General features: G+C 65.4%; 14 protein-coding genes. 5 read left to right on the top strand and 9 right to left on the bottom strand.

Annotated features, from left to right (window positions below):
- Window positions 1–98: 98 nt before the first annotated feature.
- From EPN29_11670 to EPN29_11690, 5 genes are all read right to left on the bottom strand, one after another.
- The gene (locus tag EPN29_11670; GenBank protein ID TAN32006.1) at window positions 99–356 is read right to left on the bottom strand and encodes a non-heme iron oxygenase ferredoxin subunit; all 258 of its coding nucleotides are present in this window, start codon (window positions 354–356) and stop codon (window positions 99–101) included.
- A 61-nt stretch (window positions 357–417) separates the two neighbouring features.
- Window positions 418–1,650: a ferredoxin-NAD reductase gene (locus tag EPN29_11675; GenBank protein TAN31858.1), complete on the bottom strand. Its 1,233-nt coding sequence runs from the start codon at window positions 1,648–1,650 to the stop codon at window positions 418–420.
- A gap of 118 nt (window positions 1,651–1,768) precedes the next feature.
- Window positions 1,769–2,212, bottom strand: a complete 444-nt coding sequence (locus EPN29_11680; protein TAN31859.1) for a Rieske (2Fe-2S) protein — start codon at window positions 2,210–2,212, stop codon at window positions 1,769–1,771.
- Window positions 2,199–3,392: a hypothetical protein gene (locus EPN29_11685; protein TAN31860.1), complete on the bottom strand. Its 1,194-nt coding sequence runs from the start codon at window positions 3,390–3,392 to the stop codon at window positions 2,199–2,201. The genes EPN29_11680 and EPN29_11685 overlap by 14 nt, the downstream gene beginning before the upstream one ends.
- The gene (locus EPN29_11690) at window positions 3,389–4,636 is read right to left on the bottom strand and encodes a hypothetical protein (protein TAN31861.1); all 1,248 of its coding nucleotides are present in this window, start codon (window positions 4,634–4,636) and stop codon (window positions 3,389–3,391) included. The genes EPN29_11685 and EPN29_11690 overlap by 4 nt, the downstream gene beginning before the upstream one ends.
- A gap of 130 nt (window positions 4,637–4,766) precedes the next feature.
- Between EPN29_11690 and EPN29_11695 the strand changes: the two genes are divergently transcribed.
- Window positions 4,767–5,108 carry a hypothetical protein gene (locus EPN29_11695; GenBank protein TAN31862.1) on the top strand — a complete coding sequence of 114 codons (342 nt, stop codon included), beginning with the start codon at window positions 4,767–4,769 and terminating at the stop codon, window positions 5,106–5,108.
- Between the two features lie 667 nt (window positions 5,109–5,775).
- Here the strand turns inward: EPN29_11695 and EPN29_11700 are convergent.
- From EPN29_11700 to EPN29_11715, 4 genes are all read right to left on the bottom strand, one after another.
- A complete protein-coding gene (locus tag EPN29_11700) occupies window positions 5,776–7,422 on the bottom strand; it encodes a serine/threonine protein kinase (GenBank protein TAN31863.1) in 1,647 nt (548 codons plus the stop codon).
- The gene (locus tag EPN29_11705) at window positions 7,419–7,919 is read right to left on the bottom strand and encodes a response regulator (protein TAN31864.1); all 501 of its coding nucleotides are present in this window, start codon (window positions 7,917–7,919) and stop codon (window positions 7,419–7,421) included. Before EPN29_11705 ends, EPN29_11700 begins: the two co-directional genes overlap by 4 nt.
- A complete protein-coding gene (locus tag EPN29_11710; GenBank protein ID TAN31865.1) occupies window positions 7,810–10,224 on the bottom strand; it encodes a PAS domain S-box protein in 2,415 nt (804 codons plus the stop codon). The genes EPN29_11705 and EPN29_11710 overlap by 110 nt, the downstream gene beginning before the upstream one ends.
- Before the next feature lie 193 nt (window positions 10,225–10,417).
- Window positions 10,418–11,593: a fused response regulator/phosphatase gene (locus EPN29_11715; protein TAN31866.1), complete on the bottom strand. Its 1,176-nt coding sequence runs from the start codon at window positions 11,591–11,593 to the stop codon at window positions 10,418–10,420.
- A gap of 37 nt (window positions 11,594–11,630) precedes the next feature.
- On the opposite strand from EPN29_11715, the gene EPN29_11720 reads away from it, so the two are divergent.
- From EPN29_11720 to EPN29_11735, 4 genes are all read left to right on the top strand, one after another.
- Window positions 11,631–11,966, top strand: coding sequence for an anti-sigma factor antagonist (locus EPN29_11720; GenBank protein ID TAN32007.1), 336 nt, complete (start codon window positions 11,631–11,633; stop codon window positions 11,964–11,966).
- Window positions 11,967–12,030: 64 nt separating this feature from the next.
- Window positions 12,031–12,390, top strand: coding sequence for an ATP-binding protein (locus tag EPN29_11725; GenBank protein TAN31867.1), 360 nt, complete (start codon window positions 12,031–12,033; stop codon window positions 12,388–12,390).
- The gene (locus tag EPN29_11730; protein TAN31868.1) at window positions 12,387–12,626 is read left to right on the top strand and encodes a hypothetical protein; all 240 of its coding nucleotides are present in this window, start codon (window positions 12,387–12,389) and stop codon (window positions 12,624–12,626) included. The genes EPN29_11725 and EPN29_11730 overlap by 4 nt, the downstream gene beginning before the upstream one ends.
- The gene (locus EPN29_11735) at window positions 12,623–13,636 is read left to right on the top strand and encodes a response regulator (GenBank protein TAN31869.1); all 1,014 of its coding nucleotides are present in this window, start codon (window positions 12,623–12,625) and stop codon (window positions 13,634–13,636) included. Before EPN29_11730 ends, EPN29_11735 begins: the two co-directional genes overlap by 4 nt.
- Window positions 13,637–13,645 lie beyond the last annotated feature (9 nt).

The raw sequence follows: 13,645 nt of genomic DNA on the forward strand, positions 1-13,645 counted from the left end.
GGCGGCGATGCTAAACAGTTCGGCGACTGCGTTGCCTTCCCGCTCAAACGCTGATCCCGAGTGGTCATTGACCAGGTCATCAGCAGTCCGCGAAAACGTTACATCTTGACGAACACCGAGCCGCCCCTGACTTCGACCTGATAGACGCGGACGGGCGTCCGGGCCGGCAACTGGTCGGGCTCACCCGTTACCAGATTGAAGCGCGACCCGTGTAGGGCGCACTCGACGTGATTACCCCAGATATCGCCTTCGCTGAGCGAGTATTCCTCGTGCGTACAGACATCGGATATGGCGTGCCATGACCCATCGCCACTCCTGGCCAGGCAGATCTTCAGGCCGTCAATTGTCACCTGCATGGACTCCTCCGGCTGCAGGTCCGACTCCGTCGCTACCAGATGTTGCACTCGATACCCACTCCTACTCGATTCCTCCTATCGGCGTGGCCACCAATGCCCTGCGCAGGTCCCACGCCTCGTCAGCCAGATTGACCGCCTCGATTCGCATGCGGGAGCCAACGAGCCGACCTGCCCTGCGCACATCCCGGCCCGCGTTGAGACCGACCGCGCCGACAATCTGGCCAGCCTTCAAATAAAACCTCACAAACCTGCGGGATTCCAGAGTTCCTCTCGTGACGGCCTGATCGTGCTCTTGCCACCAGCCGACCGCCTCCAAAGTGCAGTCATATTGGACCGACCAGAACCAATGGGGAGCCTCGTACGGCCGACGGTCTCCGAGGATATTGGCTGCAACGATGGCACCCTGCTTCAGAGCATTGTCGTGGTGCTCGACGCGCAACCATCTTTGGTACACAGGGTTGAAATGATTGGCAACGTCACCGGCAGCAAAAATTCCGTCGGCGCTGCTTCGTCCGAACTCGTCAACGACGATCCCATTGCGACACTCGAGACCAGCGTCAACCGCCAAGTTGACATTGGGTTCCAGACCAATCCCGATAAGAACTACGTCACAATTCAAGACATTGCCATCGTGCAGTGTCAGCTCTAGGTCGGAGCCCGCCCGGACCGCCACAACCTGACTTGAAAGCCGGAGGTTGACCCCGTTCTCGCCGTGCAGGTCGGCGTACATACCCGCGATGTCCTCATCCAACACACGCGCCAAGGGCAGCGGCAAGGCCTCGACGATAGTCACGCTTGCGCCGAGGTGGCGTGCAGAGGCGGCGACCTCGCCCCCGATGAATCCTGCGCCGATGATAACGATGCGCCGACCTGGGCCGAGGGCTTCCTTCAAGGCGCGAGCGTCTTGAAGCGACCGCAGGTACAAAATGCGTCCCTGTGGGTCGTGCCAATCCAATCGCCGGGGCCGGCCGCCAGTGGCTAGAACGAGGTTCGAGTACCTGATGTTGTTGCCGCCGGCTACCTGTACCGCCCGCTCATCTGGGTTCAAGGACACGGCCCGACCATCGATGAGCTCCACATCATTCTCGCGGTACCAATCAACGGGGAGCACGCCCAGCGATTCCGCCGATCGAGTTGACCTCAAGAACTCCTTCGAGAGCGGAGGCCGCTCATACGGGGCCACAGCCTCGTCGGAGATCACGCTGATTCCGCCCGTCCATCCCCCCCGCCTGAGGCCGGAAGCAACTCCGGCGCCAGCAGCGCCACCTCCAACGATTACGACTGGTGACGCCACTCAGACTCTGTTACCGGCTTTCCGGACAGTCCGACCTGCTCGCGCCGGACTTGGATTGCGGCGCCGGGCCACGCTCCGCCGGGACAAATCGGCTCTTGGACTCTTCAGCTGTCGCATATCAGTCTCGCGCGCCGCCGTTTCCCGCCACAACGCCTGCCGACCCGATCGCCCGTGGCGGTAAGCTCAAATCAACGAAAACTCTGCCCGCGGATTCGTAAGCTCCGTACATCCTGACGCTCTCTCGACCACTAAGGCTGAGGCCAGTCGTCAGATCGTATTCCCAGAAATGCCAGGGACACATGAGCATCGGTCGCTCAGTATCGACTCTCAGGTCGGCATCAGACCACGGTCGCTCCTCGACTAGGAGGGGGCTCACGAGGCCGTTACATACCGGGCCGCCAATGTGCGGACAGACGTTCCGCAAAGCGTACCAGCGGTCATACCACCTAAGAACACCGACCTCGCGGCCTTTGACTTGGACTAGACGAACAACGCCGTGCGTGAACTCATCCACCGTCCCCACCTCGAATACCCGATCCGGCCCAGGCTTAGGATCCGGCACTCAGTCTCACCTCGGTACGGCGACCGGTCCCAACGGCACCTCCGACTAAGTCATCCCAACCGAAGAGGCGTGCAGCGTTTTTACCCATGACCTTGGACCGCCACTCTTGAGGTAGCCGAACACGCACAGAGCCGGGGTCCTCAGCGTCCCAATGCGGATAGTCGCTCGAGTAACAGAGATGATCGGCGATCGACGGACATGTCTCCAAGAGGCGCTCCACTTTGGAAGCCTCAGCCACCATGGCGAATGGCTGCGTTGATGCCCAAACGTGCTCAGCGAAATACTCACTTGGCAACCGCTTGATAAGTGGGTTCTCAATCTTGAGCGCGGCATACCGTGAATCGAGTTCTGCCAACATCCAGGGCATCCAAGTGAATCCATACTCGTTGAACAATATTCGGAGGTGCGGGAATTTCTCAAAAACGCCGCTGCAGATGACACTCGTGAAATGGTGCATCCCGACTTGTTCCAAGCCTAGGTATATCTCGGTCATACTGGTCGGCAACCCGCCCGCGTACCATGCACCTTTACTCGTAAAGTCAGCGGCGGCGTGCGTGAAGATCACCAAGCCCGTTTCGTCCGCTGCGCGCAAAATCGGATCGTAGACCGGATGGCCGAGGGGCTTAAGAAACGGATTCGTCATCACGAGTGCCCCGACGATGCGAGGGTGATCCGCGAGACGGTATATCTCCTTGGCGGCTTCCTCAGGAGCGCTGACGGGGACAAGCAGAACGCCGTACAGGCGATCTTCTCGTCCATCGAGCCATTTGTCGATCGTATAGTCGTTGGCGGCTCGACACAGGGCAACTGAAGCGGGCGCATTCAGAATCCCCTGCTGCGTCCCGTAACCGAAAGTCAGCACCGCCCGAGCAATGCCATGTGGGTTCAGATGCTCATCAATCAACACCTGCCGGCTCGAGCCAGCCGCTCCGCCCTCTTTCGGCATGCATTCCAGCCTCGTCCCACCGCCGCCCGAAAAGGGGTAGTGGACCCAAGGCGGGAGGAACGGGCTGTATCCACCGCTTGACCCGTAACCGACATCCTGCACACTGTCTGCCAGACCAGGGCCGGCCGCGGCTGTAAAGTACTCGCGCCATGCCCTAGGCATGTACTGAATCAGGTCTCTGTCGAATGGCCAGCTGTGGTGGCAGTCGACGTCGATGATCATGTCGTTACTCATTTAACCTTCCTCAATCTACCGCTCGATAACGTGTCCGCAACGCTTGCAGTGTCGGTTGGACCGGATGGCAATCCGAACAGCCGCACGGCGTTCGCGCTCATTACCTTGTCGCCCCAGTCGTGCGGCAGCACTTCCAGGAGCCGAGAAGGACTGAGGTACTCCCGATCTGGATATCCGCTTGAATAGCAAATGATGTCGGCCAGACTTGGGTCGGCCTCCAGCACAGCCCTAAAGACCTCCGGATCCGAAGGCTGGAATGAGGAGTCTGTCCCGACGAAGAAATGCCTGTGGAAGACGTCGCTCGGCATTTCATTCTGAATCCATGCGATGCCCTGCCGGAACGCCATGTATTCCGTGTCAAATCGCCATAGGAATGGCGTCACCCAAGTCGCACCTGCGCCCAAGAGAAGAAACTTGAGCGACTTGAACCTCTCGACCACACCTTGGGCGATCAGGCTGGCAGCGTGGGTGGCCAGCGACTGGAAGCCAAGGACTCGGAATTCCGTATACGTTCCGGGCATTCCGCCCGCAGTCGGGTAGCTCGGAGCCTCCATTCCAGAGTCCCCCCCGGCGCGGATAATCAATGGTAAACCCATCTCTTCGGCCGCCTCGTAAATCGGGAAGTAGGCCGGGTGGCCAAAAGGCTTTCCCAAACCATTCGCTCCCAAAAGCACAGCGACAACCTGAGGGGGCTTGCCGATCCGCCTGATCTCCTCGGCGGCTGCGTCGGGAATCTGTGTGGGCACCAAGACCGCCGCACGGAGACGGTCGTCAGAGGCCAGCCATCGTTCGACCGTCCAGTCGTTGACGGCCCGCACCAGCTCAAGAGCCAACCGCGGCACCACCCCAATGGGAACGAACATGCCGAGCCCGTGGCAAAGGATGGCGCTGTCAATCCCGTTCGGGTTTAGATGCTGGTCAACGAGGCTCCCGGCGCTGCTGCCACCGGCAACGGCACCCTCTTCTTGAGAACCGGGGAAATAACGTCCATGGGGACTTTGATACGGGAAGTCGCCCCCCAGGGGACCGAAACCGAGCGGACCCGCGGGCTTGGGGCCCAGACCCAAAAGGAAGTCGTGCCAGGGCTGGCGGACGTGGTCCGCCACAAACTGGCGCCAGCCTGGCGGGAGGTACTCCACAATTTCGAGAGCCGTGGCCCAGTTGTGGTACACCCCGACATCGACGATTCTCCTGGGACGGTCGCCCAGCGCCTCAGGCTGTCCGCTCACTTCTCGACTCCCCATCTATTCATTGCGCCCCAATTCCTTCGATGACCCGAGGGCAACGCTTAACGCCGCGTTGCACTCGCGCAGCAAGACAATCGCGGCCGACTGGCCGCACACTTATCAGACATCTACTATCTTGGATGAGCAGATGAGCGCCGTCAAGCCCTACTTTGGTCCTTGGTCGCTCGGCCCCGTGTTTACCAAGGGCCTTCCGTTTCACTTTCACAGCGCCCGGAGGCCAGCCGCGCCCGGCGCGAACGCACCTGGACGGTCCGATCCGCTGCGTTCGTTCCGGGAGTCCAGCTCCACCCGCTGGGAGCTCTGGCGAACGAGGGCGTACGCCTGCGCGCTCGCGATGGCGGCGATCGCCATCGACCAGGAGGTGGCGGTGCTGAGCAGCGAGATCCCGCTCACATATGCGCGATTCGAGTTGCTCGTCGTCGCCCTGATTGCGACGGTGGAGGCCTTTGTCGAGGGGCGGCGGCCTTGAGGGAAAGGCGCGTTAGCCCGGCTCCAAGGGACATGACAGGCGGGGTTGACCGACGCAGATGAAAACGAGACCGAGTTCGGAGCCCTACTTAGCTGCGCCGCCCGTTTCTCTGCCAAGGCTCAGCGACCTCTCCGACTGTTGTGATTTCCGTCCAACTGTCGAGAGGGACACCGTATGCCTGAGCCGCCCTCTTGGCCGCCTCCAGGCTTTCGAACCAGAATTCACCCTGCTGAGCCGCCGGCAGCGAGCTTAGACCAGCCAGTAGGTAGCCTCTGGTCGGGTCGCCCAGGATTCTGAGTTGATACCGCACCGGCCCTGTCGCAAAGGGCCCGACCACCTCCGACTTTAGGTGGACCCCGGGGGGCATGGCTTCGTTCCTTGCCTTCACTGGCCAAGCATAGATTCAAAGGCGGGCCGTCCCGAGACTGAGGCCGTTGCCGAACTCGTACCTCTGGACAATGAATTCTGCCTATCTTCGAGAGTTGGCCAAGACCGGCCTCCTGGAGCAGGCCGGCGCCCTGGGAATGCTGGAAAAGTTGAAACGACCCGACCCAGCGGAGCCGGCGTGCGCGTGGCCTGGGCTACACCGAGGAGGGTAAACGGGACCCGAGCCGTTCGTTTTGGGTCAAGACCGCCGACAGATTCTCGACGGCATCCGCAGCGGCGGTCAGCTCTCGACCGACCGGATGGCGAAAACGCAGTCGAAGGTGCCGGTCACGCAGCCGCATTCGACCTCCTCCACGTACCAGTCGTTGGCCAGCCCGGCCCAGCGGAGGATGGTCTCGATGCTGGCGGTCCAGACGTGACACGACTTGACGGTCTTGATGCGTCCGAGAGCGAACATGTTGGAGAAGTTGACGAGCCAGAACTGGTGCTCGTCGACCTGCAGCCAGGCATGGGTGTGCTCGCCGCGCACGTTGTCCATGGCCTCGGTGAACGCCCTCACGACCCCCGCCAGCCTCCGCTGCCGGCCCGGAACCAGCCACCGCGGCCCGCCCATCCCGTGCCGGCCCTCGGCGAGCCAGCGCTCGGTGGCGCGCCGCCCCCACGCCCGGATCATGTCTTCGGCCTCGGGTCCGTAGACGGTCTCGAACGCCTCGTTCAGCCGGCTCAGCGACTCGACCGGCGACGAAAGCTGCTCGTCGTGCGGCGGGTCCTGCTCCACGTACTGCACGAGGCCGGCCGCGTAGGCGAGTTCCGGCCACCGATCGCCGCTGACATCGCGCGCGACGTGGACGAGGTTGCTGACGTGCGAGTTGAGGATGAACCGTCCCCTCGCCCGGGCCGCCCGCACCCCCATCATCTCCAGGGTCCGGATCGCCGACGCCCCGCCGGCGGTCGGGGTGGGAGGCGGCGACCCGTGCAGCCCGGCCGGCGAGGAGATGACCCGCATCGCGGCGGTCTCGGGCGGCAGGGCGGCCGGCGCGGGACGTGCCGAGGCGACTGCGGCCACCGCCGGCGCCACCGGCGCGGGCGGAGTCGCCGCCTGGCGGCGCTGCGGCAGCCTGGCCATCTGCGCGAGCAGCTCACGGACCGTCTGGGGCCGCTCGGCCGGGTCTTTCGCCAGCACCTTGGCCAGCAGCTGGTCGAGCTCGTCCGGCAGGTTGGCGTTGAGCTTCACCGCCGACGGTATGGGAGCGTTGACGGTGGCGTATGCGACCTCCATCCGGTTGGACCCGATGAACGGCAGCCGGCCCGTCAGCATCTCGAACGTCAGCACTCCCATGGCGTAGATGTCGGCGCGCTTGTCGACGTCGTGGCCCATCACCTGCTCCGGCGCCATGTAGCCCGGCGTGCCGATGGCCAGGCCGATCGTGGTCAGGTGCGTCGGTTGGCCAGCGCCTCGGGCCAGGCCGAAGTCCGCCAGCATCGCCCGCCCGTCGGCGTGGATGAGCACGTTCGTCGGCTTGAGGTCGCGATGGACGATGCCCGCGTCGTGGGCGTGCTGCAGGCCGTCGCCGATCTCCCGCAGGTACCGCCAGGCCGTCAGGGTGTCGAGCGGTCCGTGGTTCAAGACGTCGCGCAGCGTGCCGCCGCGAATCAGCGGCATGGTCAGGTAGGCGACCCCATCCGACATCTCGAAGTCATAAATCGGAAGGATGTTGGGGTGGTCGAGCTTGGCCAGGGTTTTGGCTTCGGTCTCGAAACGCTTGACGAACCCGTCGTCCTGAAAGAGCTCCGAAGACAGGGCCTTGAGCGCCACCTCCCGGCCCAGCGGCTGCTGCACGGCTCGGTAGACGACCGCCATCCCGCCCCCGCCGAGGCGCTCGACGATCTCGTACTGACCCAGCCTGGTCCCGGTGAGGTCCTTCACTTGCCCCCCCTGGCCAGGTTCTCGACGATCGCGATCAGGTCGGCAAGCCGGAACGGTTTGCTCAGCACGTTGTCGGCGCCCGCCTCCAGGAAGCGCTGATGGTCGCTCGCCATCGAGTGCGCGCTCGCGATGACGATCGGCATCGCCGGGATCTCCGCCTTGATCCGGCGCATCGCCTCGAGCCCGTCGATGCCCGGCATCGCGACGTCCATCAGGATCATCGACGGGCGCTGCCTGACCGCGATGTCCACGGCCTGGAGTCCATCAGCCGCGATGAGCACGCCGTAGCCCGCCTTTTCCAGCACTCGCTTGCACAGCCGCTGGGCGACGTCGTTGTCGTCAGCCACCAGCACCGTGAATGGAGCGGTCCCACCGGTGATCCCGATATCAGGCATGCCGTCGCTGCAACGGCGGGACGTTCTCAGCCGCCAGCGGGATGGTGAAATGAAACGCCGAACCGAGCCCGACCGCACTCTCGACCCAGATCTCACCGCCATGCATCTCTACGATCTGTTTAACGATCGTGAGGCCCAGGCCAGTCCCGGGAATCGACTGGGCAGCGCCGCTGCGGACGCGGCGGAAGCGTTCGAACACGTGGCCGATCTCGTCCGGCGGGATGCCCAGCCCCGTGTCGGTGACGCTGACCAGGGCGAACCTGCCCTCGGCGCGGCTGGACAGGGTGACCGTTCCACCCTCCGGTGAGTATTTGATCGCGTTGTTGACGAGGTTGCTCACGACCTGGATCAGCCGGTCGCGATCGCCGGCGACGATCGGCAGCCGCGGGTCGAGGTCGGCTTTGAACTCCGCCGTGGAGGCGGCCGTCCCGGCTCTGGCGATGGCCTCGCTCAGGACCTCGTTGATGTCCACATCGCCGGTGCGGATGCTCATGCGGCCCGATTCCATCCGGTCGAGGTCCAGCATGTCGCCGATCAGCCGGTTGACCCGGTCCGCGTCATTGAATATGTAGCCGCCGTACGCACGCACCTCGTCCGGCTCCAGGCCGCCGTCGCGAATGAGCTCGCTGAATCCCTGGATGCCGGTGAGTGCCGTCCGGAACTCGTGGCTGACGATCGACAGAAATTCCGTCTTGGTCCGGTCCAGCTTTTCAAGGGTGGCGTTGGCGCTGCGCTGAGATTCGAGTGCCTCGTTGAGCTGGTCGGAGGTTGCCCGCACCGTCGTGACGTCCTCGATCATCACCAGCATGTGCTCCAGCCGTCCGCTCGAATCCGGGATCGAAGTCGCCGTGAGCTGGAGCCAGAGCCACTTCCCGCCGCCGGTCGCGGCGCGGACCTGGATGCTGCTCCGATCCGCAAGCCCGGCCAGCAGCGGCGCCGACCGCTGGCGGGCCGCCGCCTGGTCGTAGGCCCTCAGCAGGTCATGCCACGCACTCCCGCGCATGGTCTCGAGGTCGTGCTCGAGCATCTGCAGCAGCGCGGGGTTGGCTTCGAGCAGCTCACCCTCGCTGCTGACGCGCGCGATACCGATCGGCGAGCGCTCGAAGATCGCCCGGTGGTCGGTCTCGCTGCGCTTCAATGCGTGGGCGGTCTCCGAGCGGCGCATGAACTGACCGATCTCGACCCCCACCGAAGCGAGCATCGTGACCATGTCGTCCTCGACGCCGCGCTTCTGGCCGGCGAGCAGCTCGACGACGCCGACCACCACCCCGCCTTCCATGACCGGAAACGCCGCCGCGGACCTGAGACCCGACCGGCGCGCCGCGCCGGACCGCATGTAGTCGGGCACCTGGGCGATGTCTTCATAGGCGGCGACGACGCCCGACTGCCAGACCCGACCCAGCAATCCTGAGCCGCTGGCCAACGAGATGGCTCGGTTCTCCTCATGGAACTCGTGCAGCCCGGCGGCCGGGCGCTGCCACGATTGACGCACGCGCAGGGCCTGCCGGTCGGGGTCGACCGCCCAGTACTCCGCCAGGTCCCAATCGAGATAGCAGCACAGGCTGCTGAGAATCTGCGGCGCGGCCTGCTCCCAGCTCGTCGCGTTGACGATCACCTGACGCACCGCGACCAGGCAGTCGCGGAGCCCGTCGAGCCGCTTGCGCGTCGAGATGTCGGTCACCTGCACCAGCCAACGCGAATCTTCAGGGGCAGGGCCGGCCACCGCCGCGATCGCAATCGCGACCGGGACGTGGCTCCCGTCCGCACGCACCAAGTTGAGCTCCGCCTCCCAACGCACGATGTCGCCGCCGCGCAAGAGGGCGAGCGCGTCGTCGAGCGCCTTGCGGTCGTTTTCGGCGGTGACCTCGCCGAGCGTCAGGCGCAAGAGCTCGTCGCGGCTGCGGCCGAGGCTCGTGCAGAGCCTGTCGTTGACCTCCGTCCACCTGCCGTCCGCTCCGGCCAGCGCGAGGCCGACCATCGCGCCCTCCAGGGCCAGCCGGAGGCGCGCCTCGTTGGTCTCGACCTCGACCAGCTTGCGATGTGCCCCAGCGGCGGTCTCGCGGGCCTGCCGAACGACTTCGCCGATCGCCAACGCCACCACCATCAGCAGGATGGCGAGGAGGACGGCCGGCGCCGCGTCGCCAGGCTGACCGCCCCGGAAAAGAGCAGGCATGAGGATCGCGACGGCGGCGAGCCCGGCCATCGACAGCGACTCGGTCCGGCCGAGCCGCAGCGACGTGAGCAGGACGACGGACAGGTAGAGCGGGAACACCAGCATGGGCGCGGCGCCGGTGCCGGCCTGGACGGCGAAGATGGCGGCAATCGCGACTGAGGGCGACGCGCGACGCACCAGGCCCCGGGTCCACATCGGCTTCGGCGCAGCCTGCGGACGGGGTCCTGGCGACACCTCGGTAACCTCGCCCCCCCTGGCGGGATGGAAGGTGCGCAGGACCCAAAGTGTAGCCGCCAACCTTCCACCCAGTCCCCCCTTAAGTGTCGAGGTATCGCCGCTCTCCTCCGGGAGAGCGCCGGCAACGTGTTCAAAGCCTCCCTCTCTCTGGTTCGGGTGAAGGCAGGTGAGGGGGCTCAGGCTCGCGAGACTAAAGCCGTCGCAGGGCGAGCACCGTCACATCGTCGAAAAGCTCGCGATCTCGGGAGCCGTGGGCCAGGATGTCCACCATCTCCTGCGCCGTCTGGGCGCGGCGCGCCTCGTAAGGCAGCTGCACATCCTTGGTCGCCAGGTCCGGCCGCAGGTCGAGCAGTCCATCCGAGAACACGACCAGCGCATCGCCCCGGCTGAGCGTGGCCGTGCCGACGGCGATCTGACTGTCTGGAAAGATGCCGATCGGCGCGCTCCGGTGGGGCAGCGTCTCCTGCCCGGTCGCACCTCGCAACAGCCTCGCGTGTCCGTGCCCCGCATCGACGTAGTGCAGCTCGCCGGTGCCCGGATCGAAAACGCCGTGGAAGACGGTCACGTAAGCGTGGTTGGCCTCCAACGCCGCGGCCATGACGTCAGCGGCCAGTTTGATGCCGGCGGCTATCTCCGCGACGCCGGCCGACCCGCGAAGGGCGGCACGCGCCGTCGCCATCATCAGGGCCGCCGGCAGGCCCTTGCCCATCACGTCGCCGAGAGTGAAGGTGAGGAGGCCCGGGCTGGGGCGGTACCAGTCGTAGAAGTCGCCGCTGATCTCGCGCGCCGCGGCGAAGTGCGCGGCCAGCTCAAACCCGTCCTCCTTGAAGGGGGATGGCGGCAGCATGCCCGACTGCAGCTCGGCTGCGCGCCGCATCTGCTCGGCGCGCTCGCCGACCATCGATTCGAGGCGCTTCAGGTTGGCGCGATAGTCGAGCTCGAGGCTGCGACGGCGCAGCGCGTTGACCACGGCGAGGTACAGCTCCGTCGTACCGACCGGCTTGACCAGGTAGGCGTAGGCTCCATGCTCGAGGGCGGCCCTGCCCAGTTCGGGATCGTCGACGCCCGTGATCATCACGACCGCGGTGTCCGGACACCGGCGGCGCACCTCTTCCAGCAGCCCATACCCGGATTCGTCGGGCAGTCGCACGTCGAGGAGGGCGAGGGCGTAGTCGGCGGCCTCGAAGCGCTGCCGAGCTTGCGCGGCCGTCAGCGCGATGTCGGATTCGAACCCGCGGCTGCGCAGCATGCGCGCCACGACCTTCGCCAGGGGCTCCTCATCGTCGACTATGAGCAGGCGCTGGGCCGCGGGTGGAGCGCTCACGCCCGTGCAGTGTAGAGGCCACAATCCCGGAGCCCGTGCCATATAGTCTTTGCCGGTATATGGGAGACCCACGGTGAGCCTGGAGGTGCAGAGCCGGCAGGCCGACAACGGCGTGACGGTGATCGCGCCGACCGGTCGCCTGGACGTCGCCGGGGCTCCGACGTTGAAAGACGCGATCAGCGAGGCCGTCAGAAACGGCCAGCCGCGCTTGGTCATCGACATGGAAGGCGTGAGCTTTGTCGACAGCACGGGCCTCGGCTCGGTGATCGCCGCGTTGAAGCAGGTGCGCGGCTCCAAGGGCGATCTCCGGCTCGCGGCTCCTAACCAGCAGGTGAGGGTGGTCCTGGAGCTGACCACGCTCGACCGCGTGTTCCCGTACTACGCCACGGTCGAGGACGCCCTCGCTGGATTCTGACCGCCGCAGGTCTGAAGTGAAGTCATTTGAATTCCACGCCACCCTCAGCCGTCTGGACGAAGGATTGGAAACGCTGCACCGGTCGATCGATCGGATGCGCGAAGTCTCCGGCCGGGCGGCCGACGACCGCAGTCTCATGCTCTTCGAGACCGCGCTCGCCGAGATCGGCGCCAACGTGCTCACCCACGGCCTGCCCGCGGGCACCGAGCATCCGGTGGAATACGTCCTCCGCCTCGATCAGGGCACCGCGCTCGCTTCGTTCATCGATCGAGGGCCGCCCGTTCATAATCACCACACTCGCGCCATGCCGGCGCCGTCGAGCGAGGCGGGGCGTGGCCTCGCGATCGCGCGCTCGCTGCTCGACGAGCTGGGCTATCAGCGCGACGGCGAGATGAACAGATGGCAACTGGTCAAGCGGCTGTGAACGCCGGCGACGGGCACTCGGAGGACGAGGGTCGAGTCCTCATCCACGACCTCCGCAACCTGCTCGCCGTCATCGTCAACTACAGCGAGCTGATCGCTGAAGAGACCGACGACCCCGACGCCGTGCGCGCCGACATCTTCGAGATCAAGACCGCTGCCGAGCGCGCCATCGCGCTCACCGACAACTTCCCACGCCCGGGCACGGGCGCGCTCGAGCCGCCAGCGAGCGCGACGTGACCGTAGCGAGAAGGGTGGAGCCTGACAGCGAAGCCACTCCCCGAGTCTCACCGACACACCACGACGTCGTGCTCGTGGTCGATGACGACGAGCAGGTGTTGCGGCTGGTCAAGCGAGTGCTGGAGCGTGCCGGCTTTGAGTGCGTGCCGGTGGCGGACGGACAGGCCGCACACGACGCGGCGGTGGCATGGCGACCGGACATCATCCTCCTCGACCTGATGCTCGGTGCAACCACCGGGGATCAGATCCTGACCGAACTGCGGGGCGACTTTCGCACCCGCCTGATACCGGTCGTCTTCCTGACCGTGCGCGCGTCGCTCAAGGACAAGGTGGAGCATCTGCTCGCCGGCGCCGACGACTACGTCACCAAACCCTTCATCCCCGAAGAGCTCGTCGCCCGCCTCCGCGCAGTGATGAGCCGCTCGACCACCACCAGGGATTTGAACCCGCTCACCGGCATGAGCGGGAACAGCGACATCCTGCGAGAGATCAGCCGCCGCCTCGCCCAGCGCGAGCGGTTCGCCGTCCTGTATCCGGACATCGACGCGTTCAAGAGCTATAACGACCACTACGGGTTTCTGCGCGGCGACGACGTGATCAAGTCGCTGGCGACGATCATCCTCGAGGTGCTCGAGGAGAACTACTCGCCGCAGCATTTCGCCGGACACGTCGGCGGCGACGACTTCGTGATCCTCACCGATCCCGGTCTCGCGGAGTCGATCGCGGCCGAGGTCACCAGCCGCTTCGACGCCGCCGTGCCTGCCCTGTACGACCCGCAGGACCGCGAACGCGGCTGGATCGAGTTCGAGGAGCGCACCGGCAACAAGGTGCGCACGGCGCTGGTGTCGCTATCGATCGGCATCGTGATCGCCGAGCCCGGCAGCTACAACAGCGCCGCGGCGCTCGCCTCTCGCGCGGCCGAGGTCAAGGGCGTCGCCAAGCGCATGCCGGGCTCGAAATGGGTGTTGGACCGCCGCCGTGCGCCGGAGCGCCTGGGGAACGAGCGTTGACCTGCATAA

The sequence above is a fragment of the bacterium genome (assembly GCA_004299235.1).
In the GTDB taxonomy this organism is placed as follows: domain Bacteria; phylum Chloroflexota; class Dormibacteria; order Dormibacterales; family Dormibacteraceae; genus SCQL01.